Annotated in this window: 17 protein-coding genes; 8 read left to right on the top strand and 9 right to left on the bottom strand. The window is 71.4% G+C overall.

The genetic code is table 11. From position 1 onward, the window contains the following. Positions 1–42: 42 nt before the first annotated feature. The 4 genes from FB157_RS23280 to FB157_RS23265 form a co-directional block, all read right to left on the bottom strand. Positions 43–225, bottom strand: coding sequence for a hypothetical protein (locus tag FB157_RS23280; RefSeq protein WP_145882546.1), 183 nt, complete (start codon positions 223–225; stop codon positions 43–45). 31 nt (positions 226–256) lie between these two features. Beyond that, the gene (locus FB157_RS23275) at positions 257–841 is read right to left on the bottom strand and encodes a transcriptional regulator (RefSeq protein ID WP_145882545.1); all 585 of its coding nucleotides are present in this window, start codon (positions 839–841) and stop codon (positions 257–259) included. Positions 842–855: 14 nt separating this feature from the next. Continuing rightward, positions 856–1,770 (bottom strand): ABC transporter permease, encoded by a 915-nt coding sequence (locus FB157_RS23270; RefSeq protein WP_261386484.1) that lies wholly within the window; start codon positions 1,768–1,770, stop codon positions 856–858. Positions 1,771–1,933: 163 nt separating this feature from the next. Then, on the bottom strand, positions 1,934–2,416 hold the full coding sequence (locus tag FB157_RS23265) for an Lrp/AsnC family transcriptional regulator (RefSeq protein WP_186581642.1): 483 nt from the start codon (positions 2,414–2,416) through the stop codon (positions 1,934–1,936). Between the two features lie 122 nt (positions 2,417–2,538). Between FB157_RS23265 and hppD the strand changes: the two genes are divergently transcribed. After that, complete coding sequence (hppD, locus tag FB157_RS23260) at positions 2,539–3,684, top strand: 4-hydroxyphenylpyruvate dioxygenase (protein WP_145882543.1); 1,146 nt, start codon at positions 2,539–2,541, stop codon at positions 3,682–3,684. Positions 3,685–3,715: 31 nt separating this feature from the next. On the opposite strand, the gene FB157_RS23255 is transcribed toward hppD, so the two are convergent. Then, entirely contained in the window at positions 3,716–5,203 is a 1,488-nt protein-coding gene (locus FB157_RS23255; RefSeq protein WP_145882542.1) for a lipopolysaccharide assembly protein LapB, read from the bottom strand. A gap of 92 nt (positions 5,204–5,295) precedes the next feature. Here FB157_RS23255 and FB157_RS23250 point away from each other — a divergent pair, with 92 nt between their 5' ends. Beyond that, positions 5,296–6,711, top strand: coding sequence for an FAD-binding oxidoreductase (locus tag FB157_RS23250; protein WP_145882541.1), 1,416 nt, complete (start codon positions 5,296–5,298; stop codon positions 6,709–6,711). A 38-nt stretch (positions 6,712–6,749) separates the two neighbouring features. Here the strand turns inward: FB157_RS23250 and FB157_RS23245 are convergent, their stop codons facing one another. Further along, positions 6,750–7,163 (bottom strand): SsgA family sporulation/cell division regulator, encoded by a 414-nt coding sequence (locus FB157_RS23245; RefSeq protein ID WP_145882540.1) that lies wholly within the window; start codon positions 7,161–7,163, stop codon positions 6,750–6,752. A 233-nt stretch (positions 7,164–7,396) separates the two neighbouring features. Between FB157_RS23245 and FB157_RS23240 the strand changes: the two genes are divergently transcribed. Further along, positions 7,397–8,938, top strand: coding sequence for an RDD family protein (locus tag FB157_RS23240; protein ID WP_145882539.1), 1,542 nt, complete (start codon positions 7,397–7,399; stop codon positions 8,936–8,938). 75 nt (positions 8,939–9,013) lie between these two features. Further along, complete coding sequence (locus FB157_RS23235) at positions 9,014–9,766, top strand: RDD family protein (RefSeq protein WP_145882538.1); 753 nt, start codon at positions 9,014–9,016, stop codon at positions 9,764–9,766. A 129-nt stretch (positions 9,767–9,895) separates the two neighbouring features. Here the strand turns inward: FB157_RS23235 and FB157_RS23230 are convergent, their stop codons facing one another. Further along, positions 9,896–10,132 carry a hypothetical protein gene (locus FB157_RS23230; protein ID WP_145882537.1) on the bottom strand — a complete coding sequence of 79 codons (237 nt, stop codon included), beginning with the start codon at positions 10,130–10,132 and terminating at the stop codon, positions 9,896–9,898. A 364-nt stretch (positions 10,133–10,496) separates the two neighbouring features. On the opposite strand from FB157_RS23230, the gene FB157_RS23225 reads away from it, so the two are divergent. Together FB157_RS23225 and FB157_RS23220 are read left to right on the top strand one after the other, a co-directional pair. Then, on the top strand, positions 10,497–12,851 hold the full coding sequence (locus tag FB157_RS23225; protein WP_145882536.1) for an immune inhibitor A domain-containing protein: 2,355 nt from the start codon (positions 10,497–10,499) through the stop codon (positions 12,849–12,851). Between the two features lie 121 nt (positions 12,852–12,972). Further along, positions 12,973–13,311, top strand: a complete 339-nt coding sequence (locus tag FB157_RS23220) for a hypothetical protein (RefSeq protein ID WP_145882535.1) — start codon at positions 12,973–12,975, stop codon at positions 13,309–13,311. 71 nt (positions 13,312–13,382) lie between these two features. On the opposite strand, the gene FB157_RS23215 is transcribed toward FB157_RS23220, so the two are convergent. Together FB157_RS23215 and FB157_RS23210 are read right to left on the bottom strand one after the other, a co-directional pair. Further along, complete coding sequence (locus FB157_RS23215) at positions 13,383–13,976, bottom strand: nicotinamidase (protein ID WP_145882534.1); 594 nt, start codon at positions 13,974–13,976, stop codon at positions 13,383–13,385. Positions 13,977–14,074: 98 nt separating this feature from the next. Next, positions 14,075–15,421 (bottom strand): nicotinate phosphoribosyltransferase, encoded by a 1,347-nt coding sequence (locus FB157_RS23210; RefSeq protein WP_145882533.1) that lies wholly within the window; start codon positions 15,419–15,421, stop codon positions 14,075–14,077. 140 nt (positions 15,422–15,561) lie between these two features. On the opposite strand from FB157_RS23210, the gene clpS reads away from it, so the two are divergent. Then, entirely contained in the window at positions 15,562–15,879 is a 318-nt protein-coding gene (gene clpS / locus FB157_RS23205; RefSeq protein ID WP_145882532.1) for an ATP-dependent Clp protease adapter ClpS, read from the top strand. A 12-nt stretch (positions 15,880–15,891) separates the two neighbouring features. Next, a complete protein-coding gene (locus tag FB157_RS23200; RefSeq protein WP_145882531.1) occupies positions 15,892–16,497 on the top strand; it encodes a DUF2017 domain-containing protein in 606 nt (201 codons plus the stop codon). Positions 16,498–16,732: the final 235 nt, after the last annotated feature.

Genomic DNA, 16,732 nt, shown 5'->3' with positions numbered 1-16,732 from the left:
GGTCAGGCGGCGTTCCGGGCCGTCCGGCGGCGCTCCGGGCCGTCAGGCGACGGCGGGAGCCGGCTTCCGGGCGGCCGCGAGCCGCAGGCCGACCTCCACGAGGGTCCAGCCGACGCGGGTGCGCAGTTCGACCGGGGGCTTCGCCTCGGTGGCGAGGCGGTGGGCGGCGGCCTCGGCGTTCAGGTCGGCGACGTGCTGCTGGGCGAGCTGGGTGGTGAGCTGCATGGCGGGGCCTCTCAATCCGTCTCGGTCGGTCTCAGTCGGTCTCGATGGGGAACAGGTGCGTGTGGATGCGTACTTGCTCGGAACCGGGCGTGTCCGTGCCGGTGCCGCGGCTGCGGTAGTCGTCGATCAGGGCGTGCATCTTCGCGACGAGTTCGGCGGCCAGCTCTGGTGTGAGCCGTAGCGTCGCGTCGCTCATGTCGGAGCCGCGGGACCAGTCCGCGGACCACCGGTCCCGGGTGTTGAGCCAGGTGGCCAGCTCGCGGGCGTGGGTGCCGGCGACCTCGTGCAGGAACACCTCGGCCAGTCCTCTGACCTCGGGACCGGCGCCCTCGAACTCGTCGGTGTCGAAGACGATCCCCTGGTCCACGGCCCGCCACCAGCGCTCCCGGCCCTTGCCGTGCTCAGGTGCGTCCTCGACGAAGCCGTGTGCGGCGAGCTGGCGCAGGTGGTAACTGGTCGCGCCGCTGGACTCGCCGAGCCGGTCCGCCAGCTGGGAGGCGGTGGCGGGTCCGCGCTGGCGCAGCGTGTCCAGCAGCTGCATCCGCAGCGGGTGCGCGAGCCCCCGCAGCGAGCGGGGATCCAGCCGGCGCTGTTTCCGTTCCTCGTGCTCCGTCATGCGTACAAAGATAGCTATGCAAAGAGTCCTTTGCAAGGACTTCTTTGCATCGAATCCGGCGTGTGCGGCGGCAGCAGGGCCTCCGCCAGCGAGGCCAGCCAGTCGACCAGCAGGGCGAGGGCGAGGGTGAGGACCGAGCCGAGCACCAGCACCGGCATCCGGCGTTCGGCGATACCCGTGGTGATCAGCACGCCCAGGCCGCCGCCTCCGCCGAACGCCGCCAGGGCGGCCGTACCGACGTTGAGGACCAGGGCCGTGCGGGCGCCCGCGAGGATCAGCGGGGCGGCGAGGGGGAGCTCGACGCGGGCGAGGACGGCGAGCGGGGACATGCCGATGCCGCGGGCCGCCTCCAGCAGGTGCGGGTCGGTGGCCCTCAGGCCCGCGACGGTGTGGGCGAGGACGGGCAGGACCGCGTAGACGGCGATGCCGATCAGGACCGCCCACGTGCCCGAGCCGAGCGCGATCACCAGCAGGGCGAGCAGGCCGACCGCCGGGGTCGCCGGGCCCAGGCCCGCGACCGTCGTCGCCACCGGGGCGACCCTCCGGAACGCCCGGCGGGTCAGCAGGACGCCCAGCGGGATCGCGACGGCCAGGACGAGGAAGGTCGAGAGCGCCGTCAGCCGCACGTGCTGCCACAGCGCCCCGGAGACCCGCCCACCGGACAGCGCGTTCGCGGAGACGGGATCGAGGTCCGCCTGCCGGAACCACAGCCAGGTACCGAGCAGCAGGGCGACCAGGAACGCGGGCAGCAGGGTCAGCCGCCGCCAGGTCAGACGGGGCGCGGGGGCCTCCGGCCGGGGCGACGGGGCCTCCTGCTCCGCGGCGCCGAGGGCGCCCGCGTCGCGGTGGGCGGGTCTGGCCTCCCCCTTGTCTCCATCGCTGCTGCGGGTGAGCCCGGTCCCGCGCTTGCCCTCGTCGAGGTGGGGCAGCCGGATTTCGGGCTCGCCCCCGGGGTGCCGGGCGGTGCTCACGCCTTGTTCCCGTCTCCGGCGCGGCGGGAGGACCGCACCCGCGTGCTCGTAGGCGTCCCTGAGCAGCTGCCGGCGGCGGCTGCTCAGGTACTCCCAGAAGCTCAACGGTGCTCCAGGTCGGCTAGGTCCCTTCCCGACTGTCCTCGGCCGCCTGTTCCACGAGCGGGATGATCCGCAGCGGAACGGGGTTCTCCATGACGATCGCCGTGGAGGCCCGGACGATGCCATCAAAACCGACGACCCGGTCGATCACCCGCTGAAGATCGGCGTTCGAGCGGGCCACCAGCCGGCACAGCATGTCCCCGCTGCCGGTGGTGGTGAGCAGTTCCAGCACCTCCGGAACGGTCGCCAAGTGCGCCCGGACATCGGGCCCTTGCCCCTGCCGGATCTGCAGCGTGGCGAACGCGGTGACCGGGTAGCCGATGGCCGCCGGGTCCACCTGGGGTCCGAAGCCGCGGATCACTCCATTCGACTGAAGCCGGTCCAGCCGCGCCTGCACCGTCCCCCGGGCGACCCCCAGCCGCCGGGACATCTCCAGCACGCCGATGCGCGGCTCCCGGGCCAGCAGCACGATGATCCGGCCGTCCAGATGATCGATCGCCACGGCACCTCCCGGGGTGGTCATCCTGTACAGAAGGACCGCAGAAACGGTCACAGCACCAAGCAGATTGCCCAGTGAACAAAGAAACTATTGCGCACCTTGCAGGGCGGGGCCACCCTTCCGGCATGACGCAGACCACACACCACACTCCCGACACCGCCCGGCAGGCCGACCCCTTCCCGGTCAAGGGAATGGACGCGGTCGTCTTCGCCGTGGGCAACGCCAAGCAGGCGGCGCACTACTACTCCACCGCCTTCGGCATGAAGCTGGTCGCCTACTCCGGACCGGAGAACGGCAGCCGCGAGACCGCGAGCTACGTGCTCGAGAACGGCTCCGCCCGCTTCGTGTTCACCTCGGTGATCAAGGCGAGCACCGCCTGGGGCGAGTTCCTCGCCCGGCACGTGGCCGAGCACGGCGACGGCGTCATCGACCTGGCCATCGAGGTCCCGGACGCCCGCCGTGCCTACGCCTACGCGATCGAGCACGGCGCCCGCCCGGTCGCCGAGCCGTACGAGCTGAAGGACGAGCACGGCACCGTCGTCCTCGCCGCGATCGCCACCTACGGCGAGACCCGCCACACCCTCGTCGACCGCTCCGGCTACGACGGCCCGTACCTGCCCGGGTTCGCGGCCGCCGCGCCGATCGTCGAGCCGCCCGCCCAGCGCACCTTCCAGGCCATCGACCACTGCGTCGGCAACGTCGAGCTCGGCCGCATGAACGAGTGGGTCGGCTTCTACAACAAGGTCATGGGCTTCACGAACATGAAGGAGTTCGTGGGCGACGACATCGCCACCGAGTACAGCGCGCTGATGTCGAAGGTCGTCGCGGACGGCACCCTCAAGGTGAAGTTCCCGATCAACGAGCCCGCGATCGCCAAGAAGAAGTCCCAGATCGACGAGTACCTGGAGTTCTACGGCGGCGCCGGCGTCCAGCACATCGCGCTGAACACCAACGACATCGTCGCGACCGTCCGCACCATGCGCGCGGCCGGGGTCCAGTTCCTCGACACCCCGGACTCGTACTACGACACCCTCGGCGAGTGGGTCGGCGACACCCGCGTGCCGATCGACACCCTGCGCGAACTGAAGATCCTCGCCGACCGCGACGAGGACGGCTACCTGCTGCAGATCTTCACCAAGCCGGTCCAGGACAAGCCGACCGTCTTCTTCGAACTCATCGAACGGCACGGCTCGATGGGCTTCGGCAAGGGCAACTTCAAGGCCCTGTTCGAGGCGATCGAGCGCGAGCAGGAGAAGCGCGGCAACCTGTGACCCGGCACCCCGGCCCCAGGCCCTGCCGGGCCTAGGACAGGTCGGCGGGCAGGGGCTCCTCCGGCAGTGCGTCGAGCCCCTGCAGCGCCGCCTGTGCCGCCGGGACCCGCAGCGGCGAGAAGTACGGGTTGATCCGCAGCGCCTCCTCCAGGTGCCGCCGGGCCGGCCCGTACAGCTCCAGCTCGCGCTCGATCATGCCCCGGTGGTACGCGTACAGCGCGCTGCGCACCCCGCCGCCCTTCGTCTTGTCCGTCGCCGTCGTGGCGTAGTCCAGCGCCTCCTCGTCGTCGCCGGCCCGGTGCAGCGCCCAGCCGAGGGCGTCGGCCACCTCGATCCCGGGCTGGCGCCGCCACTCCTCCTCCAACCGCACCACCGCGTCCTCCGGGTCCGCGTGATCGGCCTCGAACTGCCCGATCAGCAGCTCCTCGTCGACCCCGCCCGCGACCGCCTGCCGTACCCGCTCGTGCAGCAGCTCGTACTGCTCCCGGGCCGCTCCGGGCTGTCCCAGCGACTCGTACAACTCGCCCAGTTCCAGCGCGACCTGTGGGTCCGCCCGGTCGGCCAGGGCCGTCCGGTACGCGGTGAGCGCCTCCTGGGTGCGGCCCAGCGCGGCCAGCGCCCGCCCCTGCCCGGCGAGCGCCGCCCGCTGGTCCGGGTCGAGGCGTACGGCCGCCCGGAAGTGCCGCAGCGCGTCCTCACGGTCCCCCCGCTCCCAGGCCAGCTGCCCGGCCCCGGTCAGATAGGCGGCCTGCTCGGCAGGGGTGCCGGCGGCCGACGCCGCGTCCGTCAGCTGGGCCGCGGCGTCCTCGCGCCAGCCCCGGTCCCGGTAGACCGCCGAGGCCCGCGCCATCACGGCGGGCCGCTCGGCCGCGCCGGTGCGCAGCCCCATCAGCTTGTCCAGGGCGCTCCGGGCCGCCTTGTAGTCGCCGAGCCCGTTGTAGGCCTCGATCAGCGGCGCGTACGAGGTCCACCGCTTCGGCGCCAGCTTCAGCGCCTGCTCGCCGTACCGCTTGGCCGCCGGGAAGTCCCGGCGCGCGTTCGCCAGCGCGGCCAGCCCGCCGAGCGCCTGGACGTTGCCCGTGCCCCGCACCTCCATCGAGGTCTGCAGCGCCCGCTCGGCCTTCGGATAGTCCGCCGCGGCGGCGCCGTGCCGCCCCTGCTCCAGGTACGCGCTGCCCAGCACCGCCCATGCCAGGGCGTCCCGCGGCTGCGCCCGCACCCGGCTCTCCTGCTGTCCGATCAGCGCCGCCAGCTCCGGCAGCGCGGCCGGCATCCCGGAGGAGACCGCGGCCAGCGTCTGCGCCTGCAGCCGGGCCTGGGCCCGCGGGCCCGGTGCCGCCGGTGCGGCAGAGGGGTGCGGCTCGGCCGGCAGCAGGATCAGGGCCGCGCCCGCGGCGACCCCGCAGACACACCCGGTGACCAGCACACGCCGCAGCCACCGACCGGGGCGGCGCGGCGGAGGCGGCTCGGTCACCACGGACGTACCGGGGGCGGAGTGGCCGTACTGTCGGATCTCCATGCCGCTCACTGTGCGGCAGTACGACCGGCACGTCCGGGTGGCCCAAGGGCGGCACGGACGGGGTTCACACCGATGGCCCCGGGTGCGACGCTGTGATCATGAGCCGTATCGAAGCGCGTCCCGACGAAGACGCCGTACACACCGGTAACCTCACCGACCGGCTCCTGGCCGGCCTGCCCGCCGAGGCCGTCCTCACCGACCCCGACGTCATCTCCTCCTACGCCAACGACATGGCGAGCTTCTGTCCGGCCGGTGCCCCGGCCGTGGTCGTCCTGCCACGCACCGTCGAACAGGTCCAGCACGTCATGCGCACCGCCACCGAGCTGCGCGTCCCGGTGGTCCCGCAGGGCGCCCGCTCCGGTCTGTCCGGGGGCGCCAACGCCACGGAGGGCTGCATCGTGCTGTCCCTCACCAGGATGGACCGCATCCTGGAGATCAGCCCCGTCGACCGGATCGCCGTCGTCGAACCGGGCGTCATCAACGCCACTCTCTCCCGCGCCGTCGAGGAGCACGGCCTGTACTACCCGCCCGACCCCTCCAGCTGGGAGATGTGCACCATCGGCGGCAACATCGGCACGGGGTCGGGCGGCCTGTGCTGTGTGAAGTACGGCGTGACCGCCGAGTACGTCCTCGGCCTCGACGTCGTCCTCGCCGACGGCCGCCTGATGTCCACCGGCCGGCGCACCGCGAAGGGCGTGGCGGGCTACGACCTCACCCGGCTCTTCGTCGGCTCCGAGGGCTCGCTCGGCATCGTCGTCCGCGCGGTCCTCGGGCTGCGGCCCAAGCCGCCCCAGCAGCTCGTGCTGGCCGCGGAGTTCGGCTCGGCGGCCGCCGCCTGCGAAGCCGTGTGCCGGATCATGGAGGGCGGGCACGTGCCCTCCCTCCTCGAACTGATGGACCGTACGACCGTCAAAGCGGTCAACGATCTCGCCCACATGGGTCTCCCGGAGACCACCGAGGCGCTGCTGCTGGCCGCCTTCGACACCCCGGACCCCGCCGCCGACCTCGGCGCGGTCGGCGCGCTGTGCGAGGCCGCCGGTGCCACCCAGGTCGTCCCGGCCGAGGACGCCGCCGAGTCCGAACTCCTCCTCCAGGCGCGGCGGCTCTCGCTGACCGCGCTGGAGGCGGTGAAGGGCACGACGATGATCGACGACGTGTGCGTGCCCCGCTCGAAGCTCGGCGCGATGCTCGCCGGCGTCGAGCGGATCGCCGCGAAGTACGGGCTCACCATCGGGGTCTGCGCACACGCCGGCGACGGCAACACGCACCCCACCGTCTGCTTCGACGCCCAGGACCCCGACGAGTCCCGGCGGGCCCGCGAGTCCTTCGACGAGATCATGGCCCTCGGCCTGGAACTCGGCGGCACCATCACCGGCGAACACGGGGTGGGCGTCCTGAAGAAGGAGTGGCTGGCGCGGGAGATCGGCCCGGTCGGCGTGGAGATGCAGCGGGCGGTGAAGCAGGTCTTCGACCCGCTCGGCATCCTCAACCCCGGCAAACTGTTCTGACCCTGCCTTCTCGGACCCTGCCTTCTCGGACCGTGCGCTCACCGGGCGAGCAGTTGGTCGAGCGCGTCGTCGATGCCCAGCTGTCCGCCCTCGGCCCCAGGGGGCACCACGCGCAGTGTCCGCTCAAGCCAGGCGGACACCTGTGCGGACGGCGCCTCCAGCAGGGCGTCCCCGTCCGGCGAACTCAGCGCCATCAGCACGACGCCGCGCCCGTCGACCTTGGCGGGCCACACCCGCACGTCCCCCTGTCCGCACGGCCGGAACACCCCTTCCACCAGGAGCTCCCGGGCGAACGTCCAGTTCACGGGGTGCTCGGAGTTGATGTGGAAGGAGATGTGGATCGCGTACGGGTCGTCGGAGCGGTAGCTGAGCCGGGCCGGGACCGGGATGCTCCGCTCGGGCGACAGGATGAGCCTCAACTCCAGCTCCCGCTCCACCTCGGTGTGCTGCATGACCTGCTTCTCCTTCGTGCCGGGGCCCTTCGGACCGGGCCCGTACCAGGGGAGAGGGGGCGGATGCGCGGGCATTACGCGGGTTCGGGAAACTTTTTCGGCCCAGGTGCGGGACCCGTGCACGGCGTTGCCCGGAAAGAGGTGGGTACGGCGGGACTGGCGGTGTGGCGTGCCCCGGTCTGATAGATGTGGGGGACCCGATTCCACCCCCGAGCAGATACGGGACGACGGACATGAGCGCCCCAACGCCGGCCCCCGGTGACGACAGGCCCCGCGAGGGCTACTACCCGGACCCGTCCATCCCCGGCTACGTCCGGTACTGGAACGGCGCCTCCTGGGTGCCGGGCACCAGCCGGCCGGCGCCGAAGGACGGCGAACCGCTCACCCCGCCGCCCGGCGCCCGCCCGGCGGCACCGTCCGTCGAGGAGACGGGCCCGCACTTCTTCGACGAGGACCCGCAACCGCAACCCTCCGGGCAGGACCGGCCGTCCGCCTGGGGCACCGACCCCCGTGTGCCCGCGGCCGATCCGTCCCAGCCGTCCGGCCACGCCGCCCGCACCGACGGCACGGCGTCCATCCCGCCCGCGGACGACGCCGCGCCCGATCCCGGCACCTTCATCTTCCGCCGCCCGGTCCCCGGCCCCGCGGCGGTCACGGACGACGGCGCGATGACCTTCGGACCGGGTCAGGGCAGGCAGGCCGGGCCGGCCGGCTCCTCGGGCACGCCCGGCTCCGGCGCACCGGCCTCCGGACCGGCGGCCGCGGGCGGCTCAGGTGCGGGCGGCTTCGGTCCGGCGCCGGCAGGGCCCGGTGCGGGGGCGGGCTTCGGTCCACCGGCTTCCGGCGAGCCGGGTGGCGCGGGCCCTGCTGCGCAGGCGTCCGGCTCGGCGGCTGCCGGTGGCTTCGCGGGCCAGGGGCCGGTCGGGGCGCCGCACGCGGGGCTCGGTGGCCCAAGTGGTGGTGCGGCGGGCGGGCTTGGCGGTCCCGGTGCGCAGGGCCCGATCGGGGCGTCCGGCGCACGGCCGGCGGCGCCCAACGGTCCCGGGTTCGGTGCCGGGAAGGCCGCCGCGGCGCGTGCCTCGGCCGCGCAGGCGCCCCAGGCCTCGGCCGGCGTGGCCCCCTCGGTGCCCCAACAGGCCGGTTCCGGCACCCCGATGGCGTCGGGGCCGGGTGGCGGTCAGGCCTCCTGGGCCCAGCAGGTGCACCAGCTGGCCGGGGGCGCGGACGAGCAGGTAGCTCCGTGGAAGCCGCCGGTGGAGGACATCTTCCAGGCGGCCGCCCGCCGGCAGGCCGCGGCCCGTCCGGCCGGCCTCGGCAAGCGGTTCGCCGCCCGTCTGATCGACAGCCTGGTCGTCGGTGCCGTCACCGCCGCCGCGGCGGTCCCGTTCGCCGCACCGGCGGTCGACCACGTCCAGCAGAAGATCGACGTGGCCAAGCTGTCCGGCCGTACCGTCACGGTCTGGCTGCTCGACGGCACCACCGGCACGGCCCTCGGCATCGTGCTGGCCGTCCTCCTCCTGTTCGGCGTCCTGTACGAGGTGCTGCCCACCGCCAAGTGGGGCCGCACCCTCGGCAAGAAGCTGTGCGGCCTGGAGGTCCGGGACATCGAGGCGCACGAGCCCCCGACGTTCGGCGCGGCCCTGCGCCGCTGGCTGGTCTACAGCATCCCGGGCCTGCTCGGCATCGGGATCGTCGGCGTGCTGTGGTGCCTGTTCGACCGGCCCTGGCACCAGTGCTGGCACGACAAGGCGGCCCACACCTTCGTCGCGAGCTGACCCGACGGGCGGCCCCGTACCCCGTACGGCCGCCCGCCGGATGCGGAGCCGGAGCGTTCGCGGTCCACTCGGGCCATGAGCAGCGAACCGCCCCCCGGCTCAGGAGAGCAGCCCCCCGAGGACGACCCCTTCAGGAAGCGGCCCCCCGCGGACCACGGGTCGGGCTCGCCGTACGACACCCCGTCGGGAGCCCAGCCGCCCCCACCGCCCGGCGGTCCGCCGCCGCCTCCGGGCGGCCAGCAACCGCCGCCCGGAGGGCCTCCGCCCTGGGGCGGCCAGCAGCCACCCTCCTACGGCGGTGGCGAGCCCTACGGTGGAGGCCCGTACGGCGGTCCCGGTGGTCCGGGCGGCCCGGGCTACCCGGCCGACCCGCTCGCCGGCATGCCGCCGCTCGCCGACAGCGCCAAGCGGACCATCGCGCGCATCATCGACATGATCCTCGTGGGCATCGTCGTCTGGCTGGTCACCTGGCCCCTCGGGGTCCACCAGTACTCCGTGAACGGAGAGCGCGTCGAGGTCAGCCGGTCCCTGTGGCAGTCCCTCGTCGCCGCCGTCCTCTACGTCGCCTACGACACGATCATGATCGCCAGGACGGGGCAGACCCTCGGCAAGAAGTGGTTCAAGATGCGGGTGGCCAACCTGAACGACGGTGCCACGCCCTCGATGCAGACCTCGCTGATCCGGGCCCTGGTGCTGTGGCTGCCGTTCGCCTTCTGCTGCGCCTGCATCTGGACGGTGATCTGCGGTGGCTGGAGCTACTTCGACAAGCCCTACAAGCAGGGCCTGCACGACAAGGCCGCCAAGACCGTGGAGGTCAGCACCGGGTGAGCGCCGCGGTGTGAGACGTGCGGTGCGAGACGTGCGGTGCGAGAAGTGCGGCGCACGGCGCACACGAGAGCGGCGGGTCCGGACTCCCACGGACCCGCCGCTCTCGTGTGCGCCGTGCGGGCGCGTCGTTCACAACGTGGTCGGGACCCGCTCGCTCTCGGGCGCGGTCTCGGCCGGCGGCGCGATCGTGCGCGGCCTGGGCAGTGGCACCGTCATCGCGACGAGCAGCCCGAGCGCGAGCGCGGCCAGGGCGATCACGGTGACCCCGAGGCCCGAACTCGTCTGGGACAGCAGCAGCATGGCGAGCGTCGAGAAGATCACGGTGCACGAACCGTAGGCGAGCTGTGCGGCGGTCGGACGAGGCATGGCAATCGTGTCCTCGGAAGAAAGGTGGGGGCGCCATTCGACTCTCATCGCGTGCATGCCCGAGCCGGACGCGTGGTAAGCGTGACCTAACCCACGGTACCGGTGCACGGGGGGCGCACGGAGTCATGGGGTCCGGGAAGTGGACGGGTGCGCGCGCCCGTTGACCGACAGGCACGCGCGTTCGTAAAGCGAACGCCCGCTCCGCATAGTGCACTTGTCCTGCTCAAGTCAAGGTCTGTCTTTTCTTCTAAACCTCTAGTCAAATGTCGTCACTTGATTACACGCGTTGATCGTGCGCGCACGGACCCCTTCCCATGACCGAGGACCCCCCTGTCCGTGCGTGCGGCGCGGGGGAGGAACTCAAGTGACCAGCAGACCCTGGATGTTCAGAGCTGCCGCCATCGGTGTGGCGCTCGCCACGGCCTCCGCCACCTTCGCGACGTTCGCCGTCGCCGAGGCGAGCACCACGGCCCGCCCGGCTGCCGCGAACCGGCACGACCCGGCCCCGGTGAAGCAGCAGTCGCACGACCTCGACGGCCCCATGAGCAAGACGCAGAAGGCCCAGCGCCAGGAGGCCCTGAACCAGCTCATATCGGGCAAGGTCAAGGCCAAGGACCGCAACGGCTCGAAGGTCGTCCAGCTCAAGAGCAAGAAGGGCGACAGCAAGTACGTCGAGCTGAGCCGCGAGAAGACCGACAAGATCTTCACGATCCTGGTGGAGTTCGGGGACCAGACCGACCCGAAGTTCGGCGGCACCCCCGGCCCGCTGCACAACACGATCGCCGCGCCGGACCGCAAGAAGGACAACTCGACGGCCTGGCAGAAGGACTACAGCCAGAAGCACTACCAGAACCTCTACTTCGGCACCGGCAAGAAGACCGAGTCGCTGAAGAAGTACTACGAGAAGCAGTCCTCGGGCCGCTACTCGGTCGCCGGTGAGGTCTCCGACTGGGTCAAGGTGCCCTACAACGAGGCCCGTTACGGCAACAACGCCTGCGGCTCCACCAACTGCCCGAGCGTGTGGAACGTCGTCAGCGACGGTCTGAACGCCTGGGTCGCCCAGCAGAAGGCGGCCGGCAAGTCCGACGCCGCCATCAAGGCGGACCTGGCCAAGTACGACCAGTGGGACCGCTACGACTACGACGGCGACGGCAACTTCAACGAGCCCGACGGCTACGTCGACCACTTCCAGATCGTGCACGCCGGCGAGGACGAGTCCGCGGGCGGCGGCGCGCAGGGCAAGGACGCGATCTGGGCCCACCGCTGGTACGCCTTCGGCACCGACGCCGGCGCCACCGGCCCCGACAACAACAAGCTCGGCGGTGCGCAGGTCGGCGACACCGGTGTCTGGGTCGGCGACTACACCATCCAGCCGGAGAACGGCGGCCTCGGTGTCTTCGCCCACGAGTACGGCCACGACCTCGGCCTGCCCGACGAGTACGACACCAGCGGCGGGGACAACTCCACCGGCTTCTGGACGCTGATGTCCTCCGGCTCCTGGCTGGGCACCGGCAAGGAGTCCATCGGCAACCTGCCCGGCGACATGAACGCCTGGGACAAGCTGCAGCTGGGCTGGCTGAACTACGACAGCGCCAAGGCCGGCGTCTCCTCCTGGCACAAGCTGGGCGTCGCCGAGTACAACACCAAGTACCGTCAGGCGCTGGTCGTCACGCTGCCCACCAAGGCGGTCAAGACCGAGATCGTCACCCCGGCGCAGGGCGCGACCCAGTGGTGGAGCGGCAGCGGTGACAACCTCAAGAACACGCTGACGCGTTCGGTGGACCTCACCGGGAAGACCTCGGCCGCGCTCACCCTCGACGGCTGGTACGACATCGAGAACGGCTACGACTACCTCTACACCGAGGTGTCGACCGACGGTGGCGCCAACTGGACCGCGCTGGACGGCACGGTGGACGGCCAGGCCATCCCGCGCGACGGCTCGGGCAAGCCGACCCTGACCGGCACGGTCGACGGCTACAAGAAGCTGTCGTACTCGCTGGACGCCTACGCGGGCAAGAAGATCGACGTCCGCTTCCGCTACCAGACCGACGGCGGTGTGGCCCAGAAGGGCTTCGCGGCCGACGAGATCGCGGTGACCGCGGACGGTACGGCGCTCTTCTCCGACAACGCCGAGACGGCGGACGCCGGTTGGACCGCGGCCGGGTTCTCCCGCATCGGCGCGTCCTTCACCAAGGACTACAAGCAGTACTACCTCGCCGAGAACCGCCAGTACGTGTCGTACGACAAGACCCTGAAGGTCGGCCCGTACAACTTCGGCTTCACGTCGCGTCCGGACTGGGTGGAGCACTACCCGTACCAGAACGGTCTGTTGATCTGGAAGTGGGACACCTCCCAGGCGGACAACAACACCAACGCCAGTGAGCACCCGGGCACCGGCCTGATCCTGCCGGTCGACGCGCACTGGAAGGCGCTGAAGTACTCCGACGGCACGCTGCTGCGCAACCGCATCCAGGCCTTCGACTCGCCGTTCAGCCTCGACGCCACGGACGCCTTCACGCTGCACAAGGCGGACAAGGCGACCAAGATCAAGTCGCAGAAGGGGGTCTCGGTCTTCAACGACCACACGAGCACCTACTACGACGGGTCGAACCCGACCGGCGGTGTCAAGATCACTGACACCAACACCAAGATCAAGATCACGAAGCAGGCCAAGGATGGCTCGACGATCGAGCTGGAAGTCGGCCCCGCGGTGAAGTAGCGGATATTTCTGCAGGTCAGAAGCGTATCGGCGGTGACCCCCTGGCGGGTCGCCGCCGATCGTGTTTAGGTGCGTCCTGTGGCTCGCTTATTGACACCGACCGAAACGGGGATGTGACCGCATGGCCGCAGGAGGCTTCTGCAAGCTGCCGAACGGCACGGTGGTGGTGGCACTGAATCTGCCCAGCCCCGGTCCCGCCGGCGGCTCGACCGGGGTGCGTGTCCTGGTCCACGCCCAGAACCGCGCCAGGGCCCTGACCCGCCTGCGCAACCTGGGCCTACGCGCCGTCTACCTCCGGGGCAACGCCGCGCCCCCGACCCCGGACGAGATCACCGCGGTCCTGCACCACCCCGACGGCCTGATATGGCGTACGGCACCGGACAACGGTGTCATCGTGACGGAGCTGTGGCATCCCATCCGGGCGTTGCTTCGCAGGTCGGCGGTGGTGCAGCAGGGCTGAGGGCGGCTCCGCCGGGTGGGCGACGGCAGGGCCTGCGCGGCCCGCCCGGCGTGGCCCTTTCCCGGCGCCTGCTAGCCGCTGACGACCGGCTTGCCCGTGAGCTCCACGCCGGCCTCGCGCAGTTCCTCCAGGGCCCGGTCGGTCGTCTCCTGGGCCACCCCCGCGGTCAGGTCCAGGAGGACCTGGGTGCGGAAGCCCTCCCGGGCGGCGTCCAGGGCCGTGGCGCGTACGCAGTGGTCCGTCGCTATGCCCACCACGTCGACCTCGTCGATGTGGCGGTCCCGGAGCCACTCGGCGAGCCGGACACCGTTCTCGTCGGTGCCCTCGAAGCCGCTGTAGGCCGCCGAGTACGCGCCCTTCTCGAAGACCGCGTCCACCGCCCCGGAGGCGACCGCCGGGGCGAAGTTCGGGTGGAAGCCCACCCCCTCCGTGCCCGCGACGCAGTGCGCGGGCCAGGAGCGGACGAAGTCGGGGTTGTCCGCGAAGTGGCCGCCGGGCGCGATGTGGTGGTCCCGGGTGGCGACCACGTGGCGATAGCCGGTACCTGCCGCCTGGCCGATCAGCTCGGTGATCGCGGCGGCCACGTCGGCGCCCCCGGAGACCCCGAGGCTGCCCCCTTCGCAGAAGTCGTTCTGCACATCTACGACGATCAACGCGCGACGCATGATGGGTGTCCTTCGACCGAGGGTTAAGTAACTGAGCCTAGAGACTTTGCGGCTTGTTCGGGAGGGGGCATTGACAGGGAGCGGACGGCGGTCGCGCTCTAGCTACCCGAGCGCCCCTGGACATACTCCGTCGGAAGGACGGGTTCCCCGCGGGAGAGCTGTGTAGCGGACAGCGGCAGGTTGGCCCGCGCCGCGATGTGCCGCGCACGCGGTACGTCGAGCGGCTCGCGGGCGACGACCTCGCCGCCCTTGACCAGCTGCACCAGCAGCTGCCGGTCGGCCAGCTCGTCCGGCACCGGTCCGGTGCCGATCACCTCGGCCTCGGCCACCCCCTCGTCGTCCAGCCGCCGTGCCGCCCACTTGCGTCCGCCCACGGAGGTCTTGCCCCCGGTGGACTTCTTCGCGACCGGCACCAGCGGTGCCGCCGGGTCGGCGGACTCGGCGCGGGCGACCAGCTTGTAGACCATCGAGCAGGTCGGGTGCCCGGAGCCGGTCACCAGCTGGGTGCCGACGCCGTACGCGTCCACCGGCGCCGCGGCCAGCGAGGCGATGGCGTACTCGTCCAGGTCGGAGGTCACGACGATCTTCGTGGCGATCGCCCCCAGCTCGTCCAGCTGATGACGTACCCGGTGGGCCACCAGGAGCAGGTCGCCGGAGTCGATGCGGACCGCGCCCAGCTCGGGACCGGCCACCTCCACCGCCGTACGGACCGCCTCGGCGACGTCGTAGGTGTCGACCAGCAGGGTGGTGCCCCGGCCGAGGGCGGCCACCTGGGCCCGGAAGGCGTCCCGCTCCTGGTCGTGCAGCAGGGTGAAGGCGTGCGCGGAGGTGCCGACGGTCGGGATGCCGTACCGGAAGCCGGCCGCGAGGTCGGAGGTGGTCGAGAAGCCGCCGATGTACGCCGCCCGGGACGCGGCCACCGCCGCCAGCTCGTGGGTGCGGCGGGCGCCCATCTCGATCAGCGGGCGGTCACCGGCGGCGGAGGCCATCCGGGAGGCCGCGGCCGCGATCGCCGAGTCGTGGTTGAGGATGGAGAGGATCACGGTCTCCAGCAGCACACACTCGGCGAAGGTGCCCTCGACCCGGACGATCGGCGAGCCGGGGAAGTACACCTCGCCCTCGGGGTAACCCCAGATGTCGCCGCTGAAGCGGTAGCCGGCGAGCCACTCCAGGGTCTGCTCGTCCACGATCTCCCGCTCCCGCAGGAAGCCGAGGACGTCCTCGTCGAAGCGGAAGTTCTCGACCGCGTCCAGGACCCGCCCGGTGCCCGCCACCACGCCGTAGCGGCGCCCGTCCGGCAGCCGCCGGGTGAAGACCTCGAACACGCTGCGCCGCTCGGCCGTACCGGCCCGCAGCGCGGCCTGCAGCATCGTCAGCTCGTACTGGTCCGTGAAGAGCGCTGTCGAGGGAACGTCCACCGGCAGCCCAAGGTCCGCCACATTCACCAAAGCCTCCGTCAGCTCGTGAGTTGCCGGGTACCCCGGGTAAGGCCGGGGGTCCGGGGGTTGTCCCCCGGTGTATGCAGCATGGCAATGGATCGTACCCCCATTTCGTCAGTGTGACGATTTGTAGGGCGCGTGGCAGCATGGAGTGCGTGACGTCACCCGCGCCCGTAGAGATCGAACGCACCGAGTCGGCGGAGGAGGTCTTCGCCGTACCCGAGCCCGACGTCCCCTGGGTCACGATCGTCCACAACGACCCGGTCAACCTCATGAGCTATGTGACGTACGTCTTCCAGGCGTACTTCGGGTATCCGAAGGACAAGGCCACCAAGCTCATGCTCGACGTCCACCACAAGGGCCGGGCGGTCGTCTCCAGCGGCACTCGCGAGGAGATGGAACGCGACGTGCAGGCGATGCACGGCTACGGACTGTGGGCCACCCTCCAGCAGGACCGGAAGTAGCGAATCCTCTTCATGTCCGGACACTTCGAACACATCCCGGGCGGCGGCGCGGCCGTCGCACTCGACGGCGTCGAGATCTCCATCATCCGGTCGCTGGCCGTCCAGCTCCTGGAGCTCATCGGCCCGGGGCCCGCGGCGGACACCCCCGCCGACCCGCTGGCCGAGCTGTTCGCCGAGGGGCCCAGCGAGCCGCCCAGCGACCCCGTCCTGCGCAGACTCTTCCCCGACGCCTACAGCGACCCGGAGCGTGCGCCCGGCTCCCCGGCCGAGGCCGAGGAACGCCTGGCGCACTCGGCCGAGTTCCGCCGCTACACCGAGAACGACCTCAGGGCCGGCAAGCGGGAGAACGCCCTCGCGGTGATCCGCAGCCTGGACGCGCTGTCCCCGGTGGACGAGAGCGGGGGCGTCCTCAAGCTGTCCCCGGAGGAGTCGAGGTACTGGCTCGGTGCCCTCAATGACCTGCGCCTGGCGATCGGCGCCCGGCTGGAGATCACCGACGAGGACGACGCCGATCTGCTCTACCGGCTCCCTGACGAGGACCCGCGCAAGCCGATGGTGATGGCGTATCTGTGGCTCGGCGGCCTCCAGGAGACGCTCGTCACCACTCTTATGCCGTAACTTGTCCCGATTTCGAGTGCGTGCGGCGTTCGCTCAGAGGACGCTCAAATCCGGATAACGATCACGTCACCGTTGCGGCCTGGTTTGCCGCTTTAGAGCGTTCTTTGTCCGCTTTTCCCTGTGCGGTGCGTCACATCGTGCTTCTGTGATCAATATTGCGGCCGTGATAAATCTTCACGACCGCCCGGCCGACACCACCCATGTCCGGCCGGGTGCGCCACCGAGCCGGCGACCG

The organism is Streptomyces sp. BK340 (assembly GCF_007827595.1).
Classification (GTDB): Bacteria; Actinomycetota; Actinomycetes; order Streptomycetales; family Streptomycetaceae; genus Streptomyces.
The sequence above is the reverse complement of the archived record's forward strand: the minus strand, read 5'-3'. Positions and strand labels throughout refer to the sequence as shown.

What these genes read in the sequence shown, in the direction of transcription:
- FB157_RS23280 (WP_145882546.1), bottom strand. Translation starts at nt 225, where the DNA reads ATGCAGCTCACCACCCAGCTCGCCCAGCAGCACGTCGCCGACCTGAAC.
- FB157_RS23275 (WP_145882545.1), bottom strand. Translation starts at nt 841, where the DNA reads ATGACGGAGCACGAGGAACGGAAACAGCGCCGGCTGGATCCCCGCTCG.
- hppD (WP_145882543.1), top strand. Translation starts at nt 2,539, where the DNA reads ATGACGCAGACCACACACCACACTCCCGACACCGCCCGGCAGGCCGAC.
- FB157_RS23255 (WP_145882542.1), bottom strand. Translation starts at nt 5,203, where the DNA reads ATGGAGATCCGACAGTACGGCCACTCCGCCCCCGGTACGTCCGTGGTG.
- FB157_RS23245 (WP_145882540.1), bottom strand. Translation starts at nt 7,163, where the DNA reads ATGCAGCACACCGAGGTGGAGCGGGAGCTGGAGTTGAGGCTCATCCTG.
- FB157_RS23240 (WP_145882539.1), top strand. Translation starts at nt 7,397, where the DNA reads ATGAGCGCCCCAACGCCGGCCCCCGGTGACGACAGGCCCCGCGAGGGC.
- FB157_RS23235 (WP_145882538.1), top strand. Translation starts at nt 9,014, where the DNA reads ATGAGCAGCGAACCGCCCCCCGGCTCAGGAGAGCAGCCCCCCGAGGAC.
- FB157_RS23230 (WP_145882537.1), bottom strand. Translation starts at nt 10,132, where the DNA reads ATGCCTCGTCCGACCGCCGCACAGCTCGCCTACGGTTCGTGCACCGTG.
- FB157_RS23220 (WP_145882535.1), top strand. Translation starts at nt 12,973, where the DNA reads ATGGCCGCAGGAGGCTTCTGCAAGCTGCCGAACGGCACGGTGGTGGTG.
- FB157_RS23215 (WP_145882534.1), bottom strand. Translation starts at nt 13,976, where the DNA reads ATGCGTCGCGCGTTGATCGTCGTAGATGTGCAGAACGACTTCTGCGAA.
- clpS (WP_145882532.1), top strand. Translation starts at nt 15,562, where the DNA reads ATGGAGTGCGTGACGTCACCCGCGCCCGTAGAGATCGAACGCACCGAG.
- FB157_RS23200 (WP_145882531.1), top strand. Translation starts at nt 15,892, where the DNA reads ATGTCCGGACACTTCGAACACATCCCGGGCGGCGGCGCGGCCGTCGCA.